The sequence below is a fragment of the Arthrobacter sp. G119Y2 genome, assembly GCF_038069765.1.
GTDB lineage: Bacteria > Actinomycetota > Actinomycetes > Actinomycetales > Micrococcaceae > Arthrobacter_B.
Genome location: NZ_JBBPFS010000004.1, coordinates 276,529 through 293,290, shown reverse-complemented (window position 1 = coordinate 293,290; position 16,762 = coordinate 276,529). Strand labels below are relative to the sequence as shown.

The 16,762-nt window shown below is 62.4% G+C and carries 15 protein-coding genes; 9 read left to right on the top strand and 6 right to left on the bottom strand.

Features of this window, described 5'->3' with window-relative positions:
* Positions 1 to 96 precede the first annotated feature (96 nt).
* The 8 genes from rpmH to WKB88_RS10645 all read left to right on the top strand — a co-directional run bounded on the left by rpmH (position 97) and on the right by WKB88_RS10645 (position 6,136).
* The gene (rpmH, locus tag WKB88_RS10680; RefSeq protein ID WP_056010217.1) at positions 97 to 234 is read left to right on the top strand and encodes a 50S ribosomal protein L34; all 138 of its coding nucleotides are present in this window, start codon (positions 97 to 99) and stop codon (positions 232 to 234) included.
* 62 nt (positions 235 to 296) lie between these two features.
* Positions 297 to 665 (top strand): ribonuclease P protein component, encoded by a 369-nt coding sequence (gene rnpA / locus WKB88_RS10675; RefSeq protein WP_341394546.1) that lies wholly within the window; start codon positions 297 to 299, stop codon positions 663 to 665.
* A 7-nt stretch (positions 666 to 672) separates the two neighbouring features.
* A complete protein-coding gene (gene yidD / locus WKB88_RS10670; protein WP_341394545.1) occupies positions 673 to 1,044 on the top strand; it encodes a membrane protein insertion efficiency factor YidD in 372 nt (123 codons plus the stop codon).
* An 8-nt stretch (positions 1,045 to 1,052) separates the two neighbouring features.
* Positions 1,053 to 2,015 (top strand): membrane protein insertase YidC, encoded by a 963-nt coding sequence (gene yidC / locus WKB88_RS10665; protein ID WP_341394544.1) that lies wholly within the window; start codon positions 1,053 to 1,055, stop codon positions 2,013 to 2,015.
* Positions 2,012 to 2,584 (top strand): Jag family protein, encoded by a 573-nt coding sequence (locus tag WKB88_RS10660; protein ID WP_341394543.1) that lies wholly within the window; start codon positions 2,012 to 2,014, stop codon positions 2,582 to 2,584. The genes yidC and WKB88_RS10660 overlap by 4 nt, the downstream gene beginning before the upstream one ends.
* A gap of 47 nt (positions 2,585 to 2,631) precedes the next feature.
* Positions 2,632 to 3,264: a 16S rRNA (guanine(527)-N(7))-methyltransferase RsmG gene (gene rsmG, locus WKB88_RS10655; protein WP_341394542.1), complete on the top strand. Its 633-nt coding sequence runs from the start codon at positions 2,632 to 2,634 to the stop codon at positions 3,262 to 3,264.
* A gap of 533 nt (positions 3,265 to 3,797) precedes the next feature.
* Positions 3,798 to 4,685 carry a ParA family protein gene (locus WKB88_RS10650; RefSeq protein WP_445818900.1) on the top strand — a complete coding sequence of 296 codons (888 nt, stop codon included), beginning with the start codon at positions 3,798 to 3,800 and terminating at the stop codon, positions 4,683 to 4,685.
* A gap of 101 nt (positions 4,686 to 4,786) precedes the next feature.
* Positions 4,787 to 6,136 carry a ParB/RepB/Spo0J family partition protein gene (locus WKB88_RS10645; RefSeq protein ID WP_341394540.1) on the top strand — a complete coding sequence of 450 codons (1,350 nt, stop codon included), beginning with the start codon at positions 4,787 to 4,789 and terminating at the stop codon, positions 6,134 to 6,136.
* 2,845 nt (positions 6,137 to 8,981) lie between these two features.
* Here WKB88_RS10645 and WKB88_RS10640 read toward each other — a convergent pair.
* The 5 genes from WKB88_RS10640 to WKB88_RS10620 are packed head-to-tail and all read right to left on the bottom strand — an operon-like array spanning position 8,982 to position 15,076.
* On the bottom strand, positions 8,982 to 10,223 hold the full coding sequence (locus WKB88_RS10640; RefSeq protein ID WP_341394539.1) for a glycosyltransferase family 2 protein: 1,242 nt from the start codon (positions 10,221 to 10,223) through the stop codon (positions 8,982 to 8,984).
* 40 nt (positions 10,224 to 10,263) lie between these two features.
* Positions 10,264 to 11,031: a hypothetical protein gene (locus WKB88_RS10635; protein WP_341394538.1), complete on the bottom strand. Its 768-nt coding sequence runs from the start codon at positions 11,029 to 11,031 to the stop codon at positions 10,264 to 10,266.
* Positions 11,028 to 12,656, bottom strand: coding sequence for a polysaccharide deacetylase family protein (locus tag WKB88_RS10630; protein ID WP_341394537.1), 1,629 nt, complete (start codon positions 12,654 to 12,656; stop codon positions 11,028 to 11,030). Before WKB88_RS10630 ends, WKB88_RS10635 begins: the two co-directional genes overlap by 4 nt.
* 45 nt (positions 12,657 to 12,701) lie before the next feature.
* Positions 12,702 to 13,703 carry an NAD-dependent epimerase/dehydratase family protein gene (locus WKB88_RS10625; protein WP_341394536.1) on the bottom strand — a complete coding sequence of 334 codons (1,002 nt, stop codon included), beginning with the start codon at positions 13,701 to 13,703 and terminating at the stop codon, positions 12,702 to 12,704.
* Between the two features lie 38 nt (positions 13,704 to 13,741).
* Complete coding sequence (locus tag WKB88_RS10620) at positions 13,742 to 15,076, bottom strand: nucleotide sugar dehydrogenase (protein WP_341394535.1); 1,335 nt, start codon at positions 15,074 to 15,076, stop codon at positions 13,742 to 13,744.
* Positions 15,077 to 15,176: 100 nt separating this feature from the next.
* On the opposite strand from WKB88_RS10620, the gene WKB88_RS10615 reads away from it, so the two are divergent.
* A complete protein-coding gene (locus tag WKB88_RS10615) occupies positions 15,177 to 15,398 on the top strand; it encodes a hypothetical protein (RefSeq protein ID WP_341394534.1) in 222 nt (73 codons plus the stop codon).
* Between the two features lie 160 nt (positions 15,399 to 15,558).
* Here the strand turns inward: WKB88_RS10615 and WKB88_RS10610 are convergent, their stop codons facing one another.
* Positions 15,559 to 16,752: a peptidoglycan-binding protein gene (locus WKB88_RS10610; RefSeq protein ID WP_341394533.1), complete on the bottom strand. Its 1,194-nt coding sequence runs from the start codon at positions 16,750 to 16,752 to the stop codon at positions 15,559 to 15,561.
* Positions 16,753 to 16,762 lie beyond the last annotated feature (10 nt).

Here is a 16,762-nt window from a genome sequence, read left to right as displayed (position 1 = left end):
GTTGAGAGCAGTCAGAACACATGAAATAAGCGCCGCTTGTTCTTCCCCCTTGTCGTAGCAAGCCAGCGCAACTCAGATTGTCTTGGAGTAACTACCGTGAGCAAGCGGACTTTTCAGCCGAATAACCGCCGTCGTGCCAAGAAGCACGGCTTCCGCCTTCGCATGCGTACCCGTGCAGGCCGTGGAATCCTTTCCGCACGCCGCGCCAAGGGCCGTACCGAACTGTCGGCCTAAATAGCCTCAAGTTTGCCGATGCTGCCTACCAGCAGCCCCGTCTCCGATTCCAGGTGGTCTGAATGCTGGCCGTAGGGAACCGGGTACGGACATCGGCGGATTTCTCTTTTACTGTACGTTCCGGTGCCCGCAGTGGGCGCCGGAACGTCGTGTTATATGCCGTGGCAACAGGGCCGAACCCTACCCGGGTAGGTTTCATCGTCGCGAAAAGCGTCGGGAACGCCGTGACACGGAACCTCGTTAAGAGAAGACTGAGAGAAGCAGCTGCCCAAAGTCTGTGTGAGTATCCCACCGGGTTCGATATTGTCGTCCGCGCCTTACCGCCGGCGGCAACCGCGTCCTGGCAGGAACTCCGCGCAGACTATCTGGGTGCGCTGCGCACCTGTGCGGGGAAACTCGACCGCACCCGAACTCCGAGCCAGAAGGGGTGATCCGCTGATGAGCCGTTCCGGTACCAATCCGGTAAGGGCTGTTCCGGCGATTGCCCGGGGCGTGTGGAATCTCCCGCGCTTCCTTCTCATGGGCCTGTTGATGGCCTACCGCAAAACCATTTCGCCTCTGTACGGACCGGTCTGCAGGTTTTTCCCCTCCTGTTCCGCATATGCTCTTGAAGCCGTGACTGTTCACGGTGCCGTTCGCGGTACCTGGCTGGCGGCGCGGCGGCTTGTCCGCTGCCACCCGTGGAACGACGGCGGTGTGGACCATGTCCCGCCTGGACACAGGATTTGGGACCAGGAAAAGGTTCCGAGGATTATTGTGCTGAATCATCCCGTGATTCCAGCCGACGAAGACAGCCGCGAAGCGGCTTAGGAGAGTAAATGGGTTTCTTCGAAGCGATACTGTTCCCCTTTAAGTGGGTAGTGTCCTGGATCATGTGGATTTTCCACGAGGGTTTCGTTTTCCTCGGCATGGATGCCGCATCCGGCTGGACCTGGACGTTGTCCATCATCGGCCTCGTGATCGTTATTCGTGCAGCACTGATTCCGGTGTTCGTGAAGCAGATCAAGGCCCAGCGCGGCATGCAGTCGCTGCAGCCGGACCTGAAGAAACTCCAGCAGAAGTACAAGGGCAAGACCGACCAGCTCTCCCGTCAGGCAATGACGCAGGAGCAGATGGCGCTCTACAAGAAGCACGGCACCAACCCGTTTGCAGCCTGCCTGCCGATGCTGATCCAGATGCCGTTCTTCTTCGCCCTGTTCCAGGTGCTGAACGGGATTTCATCGTCCAACGCTGCAGGCGAAGGCCAGGGTGCCCTCTCGCATGAAGCCATCGCGCAGTTCGATGAAGCCACCATCCTGGGTGCTCCCCTTTCCTCCTCGCTGCTGCACGGCGGCGGCGGAGACGGCCAGCTGGCCGTCGTCATCCTCTCCATCATCATGATCCTGGCCATGACCGCTTCGCAGTTCATCACCCAGAAGCAGATCATGTCCAAGAACATGTCCGAGGAAGCCCTCGCGAGCCCGTTCATGCGGCAGCAGAAAATGATGCTTTACATCCTGCCGTTGGTCTTCGGCATCGGCGGCATCAACTTCCCGATCGGTGTGCTCATCTACTGGACCACCACCAACCTGTGGACCATGGGCCAGCAGTTCTTCGTGATTCGCCGGATGCCGACTCCCGGCTCCCCCGCGGCTAAGGCCCTGGCCGACCGCCGCGCCAAGAAGGGTCTGCCGATGACCCCGCTGCTGGGAGAGGCCAAGGGCGACGCCGCCGAGCCTGCCCCGGTGGCCACCAAAACCCAGCGTCAGCAGCCCCAGCGGAAGAACAGGAAAAGGCGATGACCTCCGAGCCCGTAGCGGAATCTCCTGATGCGGCGCCCGAGCCTGTCGAAGAAGCTTCGCCGGCTGCGGCTGCAACGGGAGAATCCCGCGGTCCCGCCCGCCTCGAAGAAGAAGGCGATGTAGCGGCCGATTACCTTGAGGAACTTCTCGATATCGCCGATATTGACGGAGACATCGACATTGAGGTCCGTCACGGCCGCACCTACATCTCCATCGTCGCTGAAGAGGGTGACAGCACCGGTCTGCGCGCCCTCGTGGGCGACGAGGGGGAAGTGCTTGAGGCATTGCAGGAACTGTCCCGCCTCGCGGTTTTGACGTCCACTGACAGCCGCTCCAGGCTCGTTCTGGACATCACCGGGTACCGCCGGGAACGCAGCGCCGAACTGCAGATCATCGCAGAACAGGCGGTCAGCCGGGCGAAGGAAGACGGCCAGGATGTTGCGCTGCGCCCGATGAGCGCGTACGAACGCAAGATCGTGCACGACGCCGTTGCCGACCTGGGGCTCGTCAGCGAGTCCGAGGGCGAAGGGGATGCCCGCCACATTGTGGTGTCGCTGCCTTCGGCCTGAGGCCCGTTCATTGCTGTAGAACTGCACCGCAGACAAGGAAACACCACGTGGTTGAAACAACGCCCGCTGAACGCACGGCGGCGGAAAAGATCTTTGGTTCCCGACTGGAACTGGCCGAGCGCTACGTAGAACACCTGGCGACGTCCGGCATGGAACGCGGGCTGTTGGGGCCCCGCGAAGTGCCCCGTCTGTGGAGCAGGCACGTGCTGAACTGTGCCGTGGTTGCTGATCTGATTGGCGAAAACGCCCGGGTGGCGGACGTCGGCAGCGGCGCCGGACTGCCCGGTCTCTGCCTGGCAATTGCCCGCCCGGATCTTCACCTGACGCTGATTGAACCCTTGGAGCGCCGGGTCATCTGGCTCAACGAGGTGGTCACTGATCTGGAGCTGGAAAACGTCACGGTGATCCGCGGCCGCGCAGAGCAGGTGATAGACGACGTCGATGCTGATGTTGTCACTGCCCGCGCCGTTTCCGCACTGGGTACGCTGGCCGGCCTGACAATCCCCTTGCTGAAAGGCAAGGGAGAGGTGCTGGCGATCAAGGGCCGAAGTGCCGAAGAAGAGATTCAGAAGGCCGCCAAGGCCATCCGCAAGCTCGGCGGCAGGGAAACATCGATTCTGACCGCGGGCGAGGGGCTCCTCGAGGAGCACACGACGGTTGTGCGCATTCTCGTCGGGTAGCCGGCAAGGGCATGATCTTATGCACACACCGGGTGTGATCCGGGATATTTGGCGGGCACCGGATAGGCTAGATGAACTGATGCCTATGTTTGGAAAGTGAGCCTGTCCAGGTGAGTGCGCGCCGTGATTCCGCTGCAAAACGGATTCCACCCTTTGCAGCGTTGGGTTCTGCCCTCTCGGCACAGTTCTCCAGGATTCAACCCCAAATGTTTGCGGGCAGTCAGACGCCGGTAACGCCGCCGGATGAAGTGCCCGCGAACCGGGCACATAAGGCGCCGGTGGTGCATGAGCCGGCTGCGCCAAAACACTTCCGGCCGCCTTCCGCCGAGCCGGTTGCTGAAAAGCCGGATATTGTTTCACCGGCACCCGTTACCGATGAGGAACCCGCTCCAGCTCCCGTGGAAATGGTTCCACGTGAAACATTGGACAGCGTTGTCACCCTGCAAACCGCAGCTGAATCAGCTGCTGGCCCCGAGGCTATCGAAGGTGGTGTATCTGACTCCGCGGTTATACCGTCGAAGTCGGTAGACGTTATGGATCTGATGGACGAAAGCACCCCGCTCGCCCGGGAACTCGCACATGAAAACCGCCGCCGTGAGAAGCTACGGGGAAGGGTTCTTCCACGCCCCGTGGAAACCCGGATTATGACGGTCAGTAACCAAAAAGGCGGAGTCGGAAAGACAACCACCACCGTGAACCTGGCTGCTGCACTCGCAAGCGCAGGACTCAACGTGCTGGTCATCGACATCGACCCTCAGGGCAATGCGTCCACGGCTCTCGGGATTGACCACCACGCTGAGGTTGAGAGCATCTACGATGTGCTTATTGATGACCTGCCCCTGGCGAACGTCGTCGCCCAGTGCCCCGACATTTCCAATCTGATCTGTGCTCCTGCAACCATCCATCTGGCCGGTGCCGAAATCGAATTGGTCTCCCTGGTGGCCAGGGAGCAAAGGCTCCGCCGGGCTATCGATACCTATGCGGCCGAACGGGAACGCCGGGGCGAAGAACGCCTGGACTACATTTTCATTGACTGCCCGCCGAGTCTGGGGCTGCTGACCGTCAACGCCTTTGTTGCCGCCCGCGAGGTTCTGATTCCCATCCAGTGCGAGTACTACGCATTGGAGGGATTGAGCCAGCTGCTGAAGAACATTGAGATGATACAGAAGCATCTGAACGCTGACTTGGTTGTTTCTACGATTCTCCTGACTATGTACGACGGCCGGACAAACCTCGCGGCTCAGGTAGCCGCCGAAGTCAGGGAACATTTCCCCGACCAGGTTCTTGGCGCCGTCGTACCGCGCTCCGTGCGTATCTCGGAAGCCCCCAGCTACCAGCAGACGGTTATGACGTATGACCCGTCCTCCAGCGGTGCGCTCTCCTATCTGGAAGCCGCTGCGGAGATCGCCCAGCGCGGCTAGACATCCGTCATGCCCTGCGCAGTAAATGACGTTCGGAATCGTAGAATACAGTCACAATCAATCCATGCCGCTTGCTGTGTGCATAAGGGAAGGACATACCCATGACCGAAAAGCGTCGTGGTTTGGGAAGAGGCTTGGGAGCATTGATTCCCAGCAGCGCAGAACCAGAGGAAGCCTCGCCGGCATCCTCGGCTCCCACCCGTGCCGGCCGGCCCGTGGATGTCTTCTTCCCGTCCGCCACCGATACCGTGACCCCTTCCAGGCCTGTTGCCGGGGGGCGGCGCGGTTCAGGGATCAACAAGGATGCCCTGCGCGGACCTGCTCACAATGCTCCGGGCAGCGGATCGGGCAGAAACCAGCGCCACGCTGCCGGATCCGCGGCGGACGAGGCAGCTGCAACGGAGACCCCCGCTACCGCTGACAGTCCTGCAGTGCGTTCTGCGGGCACTGTAGCTTCCGAAGGTGCTGCAGCCGGGAAGGGCCGCGCGAATACGGGAAACAGGCAGCCAAGGGCCGCACAGCCCGTTGTGGGAGAATCCGGCACAGGGGGCGAGAGCGCCGACAAGGGTGAGGCGGTTTCGCCGTCTGCCGCCTTGGGCCATGACGCTGTTTCACGTGAAACACTCGTGGAGGTCCCCGGGGCGACGTTCGCCGAGATTCCGGTGGACTCCATCCATCCGAACCGGAAGCAGCCACGGTCGGTCTTCGACGAAGACGACATGGCCGAACTGGTGCACTCGATCCGGGAAATCGGTGTTCTGCAGCCGATCGTTGTCCGGCCCTCTCCCGAGAACGATCCGGAGCACCCCTATGAGCTCGTCATGGGTGAGCGGCGCTGGCGGGCCAGCCGCGAGGCTGGCCTTGAAGCTGTTCCTGCCATCATCCGTTCCACCCAGGACGTTGATCTGCTGCGCGACGCCCTGCTGGAGAACCTCCACCGGAGTCAACTCAACCCTCTGGAAGAGGCTGCGGCCTACCAGCAGCTCTTGGATGACTTTGAGTGTTCGCACGAAGAACTCGCGGACCGAATCGGTCGGTCCCGACCGCAGGTAACCAACACTCTTCGGTTGATGAAGCTGCCGCCGCTGGTCCAGCGTCGTCTCGCTGCCGGAATTCTCTCCGCAGGACATTCCCGCGCACTGCTGGGGCTGGCTGATGCTGCTGAGATGGAAAAGCTGGCTCAGCGGATCGTGGCTGAGGGGCTTTCTGTCCGGGCGACGGAAGAGATCGTCTCCATGAGCGAAGGTTTGCGGCGCCCGCCGAAGGAGAGCAAACCCAAGGTGGGTGCACGCCATGAGCGGTTGGATTACCTGGCCACATCGCTCTCAGACCGGCTTGATACCAATGTGAAGATCACGCTCGGGGCCCGCAAGGGCAAGGTCAGCATTGAATTCGCAAGTGTCGATGACCTCAACCGAATCATGGGCGTCCTGGCGCCTCCGTCCAACTAAAAGACCCATTTGCAAGTGGAGGTTGGCCTGTGTTTCACGTGAAACACAGGCCCATTCTCTCCCTAGATTTGCGATGCCAGGCACTTTTTCTGTGACGCTTAACCCTTCCTCAAGCGTTAGCGGTTGACGTCGAAGCCGTGTGCCTAGGTTGCCAGCGTCCTTTATCGAGCCGCGTTTACAGGGTGCCCGAATCACCCTGCTTAGCATAGACCCGTTTTCTCATAGGGGTACTGTTCCCCACCTGTTCCCCGTGGCTCATGTTTACGCCGCAGAGCGAACCCCATCTAGAACAGAATGCCGTGTATCTCTGTTGCCTCTTCAGTGGTGTGTGTACTTGTTCCACGTGAAACAAGTACACTCGTGGCGGTAAAGCTGTCCAGAAATAGTCATCGAGATACCAATTACTGCGTGCCGGTTCTGGTGCCGGTTGTCGGTACTGGTAGGCGCCGATCGTGGTCCTGGAACGAGGGCTTGGGGTGTCTACTGACCTAAACCGACGGAACTCCGACGGGTGCGTGGGAGGCATAGGTGTACCTGTGTGCATGATTGGCCTACTCGTCCGCCTTGTGCCTGCCGCCCGTTCCATCGATCCAATAGGGCTGTTTGCCTAGTGATTGTGCTTGTACAGCATTCTGCTTCTGATCTGGAAGGGCGCCGAGCTGCCGCACGCTCGAGACATGGGGCATAGGCGACGTCTGTTTGCTGCCGCCTGGAGAGCAAGCCCCCTCCCTCGCTGGCGGCGTTCCGGCTCGTGCCCTGTTTCACGTGAAACAAGCACAAGACACAGGTTCTGGTCTCTGTTTCACGTGAAACAGCGTCCTATCGGCACCCCCCCCCCGAAGAAACCGTGCCCATGCATACTCACAGCCACTTCGCGCGCAGGGCGGAGTGGGTCGGAAGGAAGTGCCGTAGAGGGGTTACGGCCGACAGCAACGTGGATGGCACATATTGGGCCCTGAATCGCATAGACGACCTACGCTTGATCCTTGATCCTTGATCCTTGATCCTTGATCCTTGATCCTTGATCCTCGGCACCTTTGTGTGTTTTATATGAAGTCCTCAGTTTGTTGCGTGTGACCAACGCGCAACGGTGGCAGCGTCTGGTGGTCCACCGTCACGCACCTGCAAGAGTAGTGCGCGCTACGTTTCACGTGAAGCGACCTGCCCCTTCACAGGTCTGAAACGGGAGAAATTCACCTACGGGTGTCCTGCTTAGAGTGGCAGGTAACGCCTGGTCGACTTCCGCTGATCCGCCGGCTAGGAGCTCACCCTAGCCCTATTCGATCCGCCGGGTCCTCCTCTACTGGCTCCGTCATTCTCGATCCGAGCCTGGGGCTCTGCACCCGCTTCCCTAAACACCTGCGGACTGCTCTGCCCCGCCCCCGAAACCTCTGACACCCGACACCAGACTCCTCTGTGCCCGCCCCCGAAACCCCTGTCACCGACCACCCCGACTCTCTGCGCCCCCGCCCCCGAAACCTCTGCGCCAGACACCCCGACATTCCTGCACCCCAGGTCTGCTAGCGTTCCGTGCCAGAGCCATTCCATACGTTTCCCAGCGAAGAGACGAGCTTCCGTGAACGGTGTTTCACGTGAAACAGGCTAGATGGTGCCGTGTCTACCAAGGCCGAAAGTCACCGGCCCGACGTCTACCTTTCGGTGCGGCCCCGCGTCGCTGGACATCGATGTGGTCATGGACATCGTGCAATGATGTTCTCGCCCGGCGGGGTGATCCTTCTTCCTGTCGGAAGCGCATGGCAGTTTCCGCCGGTATGGCAGTTTCCGCAGGGCTGTGTCAGGTCGTCGAAGAGGCTGACTGATGAACCACACTGCCCAGGGTCGGGGCAGATAGATTCCGCGCCCACGCGATTGGTCCTCCCGTGAAGCCCATATCGCCAGCTGCCATAGGGCTTCTGACTCAGAGGGTACAGGAGCCCCTGGACACCCAGGGTGAGGAGAGGGACTGGTTGCCGTTTCACGTGAAACAGCGTGTTCAGCACGTCCGAGGGCTCATAACACACCACTTTCCCAGGTCGCAGGTCTGGTGGTCCGCCCGAATGTGGCCCCACGGAGAGCCTTGGGAGGGCACTCTTCGTCGAGTTCCCCGGGAGGGAGCAGTCTCCACCGGGAAGGTCGGGAACGCCGGCCGGTGCTAGTCACACAGCTGCTATGCATATGACTGTGCGTGTAGCCAGGAGCATGCCAAGCTCCCCGCTAGCAGCCCATTAGGGCGTACGATCGCCGCGCACAAAGGTATGTTCGGAGGCACGGAGAGCACTTGAGCGACGAATCTCGGGCTGGACACCTGTAAGGCGATGGACCCGCAATAGACTGCAACCCCAGACTGCCATCCCACCGCATACCCAGGTAGTTCGGATCTACACCACAAGTGTTCCGGGCGGATCCCTGAGTAGCGAATTAAGCGGACGCGGTGGGTGAAGCCTTAGGAGTTAGAGATGCTGGATGGAAGAAAGCTCAGTTTCGCCGGTGCCACTTCCGACCCTGCTGAGGTGGTCAGACACTCGGCGTAGGCAGACAAGGCACCGGCAAGCTACTCCATGGCATCTGATTTCGAGCAACTACTGATTACCGCCCCGACTACGGCAGCGGCAATAGGGCAGCGGTGCAGATCGATCCGATGAGAAGGGACGGCTGTCTTCGCCGCGCGTCCTCAGGTGTGCAGCCCAAGTCCTCAGTTGCGCAGCCCAACCAGACTCGGATCAAGGCGGCTGCGTAGGCTCCGAGTGCTTAGCGCGAACCGCTGGAGAGTGAACTCTCCGCTGCGCCCGTCCGACACGGGACCGCAGTACTGACGTCCGCCCACCAGGTCGCCGGCTGCCTACCTTTAAGATCCCTGCTCGGCGGGCTGTAGCCTCCTTGTCGGACTCACCCAGACGCCGGTCGTGGACCGCGTCCACGCCTGAACCAGGGTGACCAGACAGACCACCGCGTCGAAGATTCGGATCAGGGGAAAAGCGAGCCCGAGGAGGAGTAACGCAGGCCGCCGAAGCACCACGGCCGCGAAGAGAGTCAGCAGGAAATCCGGGAGTACGACGCCGATAAGCAGATCCGTGGGGCGAAGTAGTGAAACATCCGTCAACTGGGAAAGGATAACGATCGGCACGGCCAGGATCAGGACCAGGCTTGCTGAGATCAGTTCAACGATGTGTATCAGCAGGACAGTCCAGAAGCGGCCGCGGCGCACGCCATGCCGCCGGACTGTCTGCCAGAAGCCTAAACTCCAGCGGCGGACCTGACGGACATACTCGCCGAGATTGTCGGGATCCTGCGTGTAGGCCGTCGCAGCGGAAGGATGAAACTCGATCCGGCCCAGCTTCTTGGCATGCACCTCGAAGGTCATATTGAAATCCTCGATGAGTAGACCGGGGGCATCCACCTCAACTTCGGACAGAATCCGCGTCCGGTACATGCTGGCGAAGCCGGGCACTATATTCACTACATTCGCCCGCTCCGACGCCTGCCCGTATTTGATCAGCACCTGAACCGCGGCATAGAGCCGTTCACGGTATCCCAGCAGAATACGGCCGAGCAGCCCGTGTCCACCGCTGGCCGGAAGAGACACCGCGTGTCCTGCGACGGCAACGACGTCCGGTGCGGCAAACAGCGGCAGGCCGGTCTCGAGGTAATCGGGGGAGAGGCGCGTGTCAGCATCCAGCAGCAGCACCACCTCGTAATTGGCTGCCAAATCAAAGTGACCGATTCCGGCAGCCAAGGCCCCGGCCTTGCCGCGGTTGGGAAACAGCTCCAGACAGTTGACGCCGGCGGCGGCGGCAATGGCAGCCGTGGCATCGGTTGAACCGTCTGAGATGACATGAATGTTCGACGGCGGCACGAGTGTGACTGCCGAGGCTATGGTCTCGGAGATCACCAGCTCCTCATTATGTGCAGCAATGAGGACGGCCACTTGGTCGGGCCGCACGGTGTGTCTTTGAAGCAGCGCCAGATACTCGGGGGAGGACTTGTTCTGCCATTCGCCCACTCGGCGCAGCAGGCCGACCGTCGCCCAGAACGGCGTGCTGATGCCTAGTATCAGCAGCAGGATGACCAGTATGGCCCATGGTTCCATTGCTTACCCCCAAAAGGTGTTGCATAGAGTTTTTGAACCGTTAGCCATGCTGGACCTGCCGCGTGGTGACGATCTCCAGCCAGGGCCCGTCCGGAACGTCCTCATCGTCAACAAACTGCCAGCTGACACGGTCGTTTGCGCCGTTGAGGGCTTCAAACCCGAGACACCCGTTCAAGGCCGGCGAGACATCCAGCCCGGCACCGTTGTAGTCGGTGTTCGCCGGACGGGCACCATCGTCGCTGAATACGTAGTTCTCGTCGTCGTAGACGCCGGGGCCGGCATCCTGGATCTGGCCGTAGCATTCGCGGTCGCCCTTGGTAATCCGTACCCAGCGGTTCTTCAGGTAGCTGAAGCTTTTGTCTTTCTCCCGGCCGGCAAATCCCGGTTCGTCGGCCCAGGGGATGACATATTGCCTGATGGCAAAGGCGCGCGGGTCATTAACATCGTCGAACGGCAGGTCAAGGTAGAAGGGGTTTTCCAGCGGTGTCATATTCCGCGGCAGCCAGCTTTCCTCTTCGGTTCGCTCTTCGGTTTCACAACTGCCATCGATGACCTTGCCGTCACAGCCGCCGTAGCTCTCCAGCCAGAAGCTGTCATAGGCGGAACGCTCCTGGCTGCCGTCCGCAGCGTTCGGGTCGTGGATTTCACCAACCCAAAAGGTGGTTGCCACGATGTTCGTGTGCCAGGGGTACTTCTCGGCAGCCGGCTCCTCGCCGGCGCTGCCGCCGGTGCTGTTCGGAGCGCAGCCGGCCCCGGCCAGAAGGATTGCCGCAACAGCGGAGATCGTCAGGTTCTTTGCCATCGTCATCCGGTGCCGTTCCCTTGTCCTGGTGGCTGTGTGGTGTTGCCGCTGGCTGGTGCGCCTGGGCGGGCCGGGGCAGGGGGAGCGGACTCGGCGTCGTACAGTCCATAATCGTCGGTGACTATGTAGCCCTCACCGCTGATGGCGAGGCCGAAGCTCAGAGCTACTGCCCCTTCCGGCACCGCGGGGGTAGTCCACTCTGCCGGGGCGAAATCCGCGCTGGGCTCAAGGAAGGGACTGGCAACCCAGAAGTGCCACTCGCCCGTGTTGTCCCGGTAGTGCACGCTGAACTGGGTGCGGACGTCGGAGGTGTACCACGCCCGCAGTGAGTAGGAGCGGCCTGCCTCCACGGCAGGGGCGCAGGCTCCAAGATCCTGCTTGGGCGTCAGTTTGGCATCGCCGTCCTGAGAGCTCCGGATGGTGGTCCGGGAGCCGGTGCTGCCGGAAATCCCCGCATCTCTGATGAATTCGGCCTGGTTGCTGCCGTAGCCTGCCTGGATCCAGCAGGTGGGAACCTTCTCAGTCCACTGTTCCAGATCAGGATTCCTGATGCCGTTTTGTCCCGGTGGTGCAGGCTGGGCGGCCGGTCCCTCCACGGGCGGGGCCTTGGGTCCGCCGATTACTTCCTGGACAGTCCGGACAACGGTGTTTTCCGTTGTTGTCCGCTGGGCCAGCCACGCGGCAAATTCGGCGAAGAGCTGTTCGTCAATGTCGATCCAGTCGCACTCATAGGGACACAGCCCGTGGAACGTCAGGATGACCCAGCCACCCTCTGCCTCGGCCGACGTTACTTCCTCCTGCAGATCGGCAAGGGTCCAGTCCCTTTCCACCTGCCGCGGTGCTTTCAACAGGTTGGGGTCGGCGGGTCGGAGGGACTCTTGGGGCGGACAGTTCAGGCACCCTTCGCTGTAGGTGCCGCCGAGGCCTCGCCCGCTGTTGTAGCCGCATTCCCGGACCAGGGATTTCACCGCAGCACCGGAGGCGAACGGATAGGCAAAATTGGTGACCTCGAAGCCCAGGCCCAGCAGATTCACCCGGTCCTGGCAGATTTCCCGCTTGGCCTCGTCGAGGTCAAGCGTGTCGATGTCCGGGTGGGAGAAGGTATGGCCGGCAACCTCGTGACCCGCCAAGGCAACCTCCTTGGCCTGGCGCAGGGTTAGGGAACCGGGTTCATCCAGCAGGCCCGAGTTCAAATAGAAGGTGCCTTTGAGGCCGGCCGCGCTGAGTATCTGTGCGGCCGCCGCCTGCCCGCTGAAGCCGTCGTCAAAGGTCAGCGACACCACGGTCTGCCCGGGGGTGACAGCCATGGGATCCAGCGGGTTGTACGCAGGAACGGCGATCGCTGCCGCCGCCCTGCGTTCGGCGGCGGCTGCCTCCCGTGCCGCGGCTTCCTCCTTTGCCGCCCGCAACTTCTCCTCGGCCTCGGGATCCACCGCCTCGACTTGGTCCCGGGTACCGTCGTCGGGCCCCAAGCCGGCTGCTGCAAGCCATTGCCCGCCGAAGAGCAGGAAGGACACCGGCAACGCAAGAACCAGCAGTGCAGCAAAGTTCTGCAGGGAACGTTTCGGCTTCCGGTGGGCGGGGAGATGCAGTCCGGAACGGGAGCCGGAGGGGTGGCGCTTGGTTCCCATGGTTCGGTTCCTTCTCTCTGACAGGGCGGCCTGACTGCTGGCTGCCTACGCTCCGGCGAGTTGGGGCGACGTGCTGTTTCGAACCATTCCCGCCGGGGAACCAGTGGCCACGTTCGCGATGATCTGGTCGATGGTGGTCGTCGGGTTGAAGCCCACCAGATCGCGGGCCTTGGTATTGTCCGGCACGCGGCGGCGCATGTCTTCGTATCCGGACGCGTAGGCCTGCTCGTACGGGATAAGGCTGATCGTGCTGGGGCTGTCCAGGAGTTGCACGACGCGCTTGGCAAGGTCAAGGATGGAGACCTCCTGCGTGCCGCCCAGATTGAAGGCCTTTCCGTAGGCATCCGGATGTTCTGCCAGGCGAACCAGCGCCGGCACTACGTCCGCCACGTAGGAGAAGCACCGGGTCTGCTGGCCGTCACCGAAAACCGTCAGCGGTTCGCCGCGCTGTGCCTGGCCCACCAAGTTGGGAACCACCATTCCGTAGCGTCCGGTCTGGCGGGGACCAACCGTGTTAAACAGACGGACTATCGCGGCGCGCAGGCCGTATTGTTTCCAGTAGGCATAGGCGAAGGCCTCATCGATGCCCTTGGCCGCGGCATAGGTCCAGCGGGATTTCAGTGCCGAACCCAGGATCCGGTCAGCTTCCTCCGAGAGGGAATCGGAAGTGTTTTTGCCGTACACCTCGGAGGTGGAGGCGAGCAGCAGGACGGCGCCGGCGGCCAGGGTGGCGTCCAGAACCACTTCCGTGCCGTGGATGTTGGTGCGCAGGCTGGTCAGCGGATCTTCAACGATGAGTTTGACGCCGACTGCCGCTGCCAGATGGAAGACCCGGTCGGCGCCGGCAACCACACTGTCGACGGCGGCACGGTCCAGGATGGTCCCCTCCACAAAACGGAAACGGGGGTGGTCCAGGACTCCGCGGAGGTTCTCCAGTGAACCGGTGGAAAGATCATCCAGGACGGCGACCTCGTCACCCGCGGCAAGGAGGTACTCGGTGAGGTGGCTGCCGATGAAGCCGGCGCCGCCGGTTATAGCTGTTTTCATGTGGTGTTTTCCCTACGAAGAAATGGTGCGGTTGATAGTCAGAGCAGCTGTACGTTGTCGGCGGCCGGAAGCCTGTAGGTGGTGTCCAGGACGGCCGGCACGGAGGAAAGCCAGCCCAGATCGAACCCGGTGTGGCCGGTATGCATGATGACGAGGTCCGGGGCGAACGCTGCAGGATCAGTCACCGAGTCCAGTACGGTGTCTCCGCTGCGGATCTGCCGGATCAGGGGATCGGTGTAGGCAACTGTTGCCCCCTCCTCCATGAGGCCGGCCAGGATCTCCAGAGCAGGGGATTCACGCACGTCCTCCACATCGGGCTTGTAGGCGACGCCGGCAACCAGGATGCGGGCTCCGAAGAGCCCTTGCTTCCGGTCGGAGAGCATCTTCCGGGTCCGGTCCACCACGCGGCGCGGCCGGGCAGCGATAACCTGCATGGCCTGTTCGATGACAGGCGCATGCAGCCGGTTGCTGCGCAGCTGCCAGAGGAGGTAGTGGGGGTCGCAGGGAATGCAGTGACCCCCTACTCCTGGGCCAGGATTGAAGCGCATGAAACCGAAGGGCTTGGTAGCCGCAGCATCGATGACATCCATGACCGAAATATCCAGCGCACCGCAGATGTCCGCGAATTCATTTGCCAGGGCAATGTTCACCGCCCGGAAGGTGTTCTCGAGCAGTTTGGTCATTTCGGCTGCCTCCGCCGTGGGAACCAGGTGGACCCTGGGAACATACTTGCCCAACAGCGACTCTGCACGGTGGCCGCATGCTGCAGTGATGCCGCCGACCACCCGGGGGACTTCCTCTTGGCTGAAGTCGCTGACCCCGGGGTTGATGCGTTCCGGGCTGAAGGCCACGTGCAGATCAGTCCCCGGGTACAGCCCGCGTTCCTTCAGTGGCTGCACCAGCAGGTCCCGGGTGCTGCCCACATAGCTGGTGGAGGTCAGCACCAGAAGCTGTCCGGGCACGGCACGCGATACTACTCCGGCGCAGGCGCTGCGCAGGATGGAAAGATCCGGTACCAGGTGGTGGTCAACCGGGGTGGGAACGGCAATAACGACGGCGGCGGCCGAGGAGAGACGCTTGGAATCGGACGTCAGTTCGAAGGCGGGGTCAACGAGGGCCTGGTCCAGCCGGTCACGGTCCGCCTCCAGGAGGTCGGCTCGCCCGTCCCTGATGGTCTGCAGGCGCTGGTCGCTGACGTCTATTCCGAGCACCCGGTATCCGGCTTCCCGGAATGCCAGGGAGGTGGGCAGGCCGACGTACCCCATACCCACGACCGCGACGTCGAAGTCGAAGCGGACAGCGGCGGATGCCGCAACCCCAGGGGCGCCCGCAAGCTCGGGGCCCGGAAGCTCGGCGCCGGGTACGCCGGCCACAGCAATTTCCGGCAAAGGCAGAGGTGCTTCTTGTAGGGTCACGGCCGGACCCCCCTTGTCTGGTCAAAGAAATGGGCATCGATCATGGGGAAGGATCCGCATGAAGGGCGTCGACCGAGCCCCTGCCGGAGGGCAGGGATATCCGCCGCTGATGGAGGCAGTGGCGGGCAAGTCCAGCCTGCGGTCCGAAGCGGGGCGGGTGTTCGCTGCTCTGATGCTCCGCAGCCTCGTGCATGGACTTTGGTGTCGGATCGACGAGTTCAGGCTAGGAAAACGGCCGCCGTGCGGCCTGCGTAACGGCTACCGGTTCTCCTGGTGGTAACTCGCGGCAGGCACCTAGCAGTACGGCTGGGCGGGCGGCAAAGACAAGTAGTGGAGCCGGCGTACCGGCCGTGTCCAAGAAACGAATTCCACGCCGAAACAGCAACGGCGGCACCCCCTGTCGGGGATGCCGCCGCTGCCGCTGGCGAGGGTGGAGGAGCCTAGAGTCCGGCTACGCGCCGTTCCTCCGGCTCTTCCATGGGGTTGAACCGGATGACGTCGTCCAGCGCCAGAGTGCCGGTGGGCTGGTCTTCCTCTTCAAGCAGGTAAAGCCGCTGGATGCCGATCACGATGGCATCGGCGACCGTCTGGCGGAAGACGGGATCAGCGAGCCGTTCCGCGTCGCTCCTGTTACTCAGGTAGCCAAGATCCAGGCCGACGGAGGGGATGCCGGAGAGCTTCAGGGTGTCCCAGGTCCGTCCGTGCACGCCCAGGCTGTCCATTCCCGTGCGCACTGCCAGTTCCTTCATCAGGAGAATGGCGGCACGGTGGCCGATGGGCGAACGCGGCTCGCCCGTCCCGGGCAGACCCCAGTAAAACGCAGCAATTCCGGAGGCTGCCTGCTGGTCCAGCCAATCGCAGTGAAGGTCCAGATTGAGGCTGGGTACCCGTTCGCCGCCGGGGTTGGGACCGGCTGCGGAGGAGCGGGTGACAACGCGGGCACCGAACTCCCGCAAAATCCGCTCCACGCGCCGGCCGATGTCCGCAGCGACCAGAGCCTCGGTCAACGGCTCGGATGTCAGGCGTTCGACGGCGTGCGGCGAGGCCAGCTCCGACCGGCCCGTGCTCAGCGCGATCAGGCGGCCGCGCAGCGCCGTGGTGGAGCGGTCGAGCCGCTCGTAATCACGCAGCGCGAAGGCCTGGCTCGGCGTAATGGCGCGGTTGACCCGGGCCATTGCCTGCATGGTGGCTGCATCGCAGATGCCGCTGACGGGGATGCCCAGGTTTTGCTGCAGCTCGGCCACGGCATAGCGGGTGCGCACACTGAACTCACCGTCGATATGGCCGTAGTAGAACCCCAGGTGGGAGAGGTGCCGCTGCAGTTCGGCGACGTCGTCTCCGCGCGCGGCAGGTTCGCCTTCACTGAAGGCCAAGGTGCGGTCTCCGAACCGGTACTGCGCGTCGGCCAGGGCGCGCAGGGTATCCGGGCCGGCGACGCCGTCGACAATGAGGCCGCGGCTCTGCTGGAAGGAGCGGACGGCGGCGTCGACGTGGTCGTCGAAAAGGGTGGGGTTGTTGACGGAGTCCGGAGCCAGGTAGGACATGGAGATGCCGGCACGCAGCAACGCTTCACGAAGCGATACTACGTGCCGGCCGGCATCCATTCTCCGCAGGGTTTCTCCTGCCGAGTGCATAATCTCTGTC

Excerpts from the sequence above, each read along its gene's own strand:
- rnpA (WP_341394546.1), top strand. The coding sequence starts at position 297 with ATGCTGGCCGTAGGGAACCGGGTACGGACATCGGCGGATTTCTCTTTT.
- yidD (WP_341394545.1), top strand. The coding sequence starts at position 673 with ATGAGCCGTTCCGGTACCAATCCGGTAAGGGCTGTTCCGGCGATTGCC.
- yidC (WP_341394544.1), top strand. The coding sequence starts at position 1,053 with ATGGGTTTCTTCGAAGCGATACTGTTCCCCTTTAAGTGGGTAGTGTCC.
- WKB88_RS10660 (WP_341394543.1), top strand. The coding sequence starts at position 2,012 with ATGACCTCCGAGCCCGTAGCGGAATCTCCTGATGCGGCGCCCGAGCCT.
- WKB88_RS10650 (WP_445818900.1), top strand. The coding sequence starts at position 3,798 with ATGGATCTGATGGACGAAAGCACCCCGCTCGCCCGGGAACTCGCACAT.
- WKB88_RS10645 (WP_341394540.1), top strand. The coding sequence starts at position 4,787 with ATGACCGAAAAGCGTCGTGGTTTGGGAAGAGGCTTGGGAGCATTGATT.
- WKB88_RS10640 (WP_341394539.1), bottom strand. The coding sequence starts at position 10,223 with ATGGAACCATGGGCCATACTGGTCATCCTGCTGCTGATACTAGGCATC.
- WKB88_RS10635 (WP_341394538.1), bottom strand. The coding sequence starts at position 11,031 with ATGACGATGGCAAAGAACCTGACGATCTCCGCTGTTGCGGCAATCCTT.
- WKB88_RS10630 (WP_341394537.1), bottom strand. The coding sequence starts at position 12,656 with ATGGGAACCAAGCGCCACCCCTCCGGCTCCCGTTCCGGACTGCATCTC.
- WKB88_RS10625 (WP_341394536.1), bottom strand. The coding sequence starts at position 13,703 with ATGAAAACAGCTATAACCGGCGGCGCCGGCTTCATCGGCAGCCACCTC.
- WKB88_RS10615 (WP_341394534.1), top strand. The coding sequence starts at position 15,177 with ATGAAGGGCGTCGACCGAGCCCCTGCCGGAGGGCAGGGATATCCGCCG.
- WKB88_RS10610 (WP_341394533.1), bottom strand. The coding sequence starts at position 16,752 with ATGCACTCGGCAGGAGAAACCCTGCGGAGAATGGATGCCGGCCGGCAC.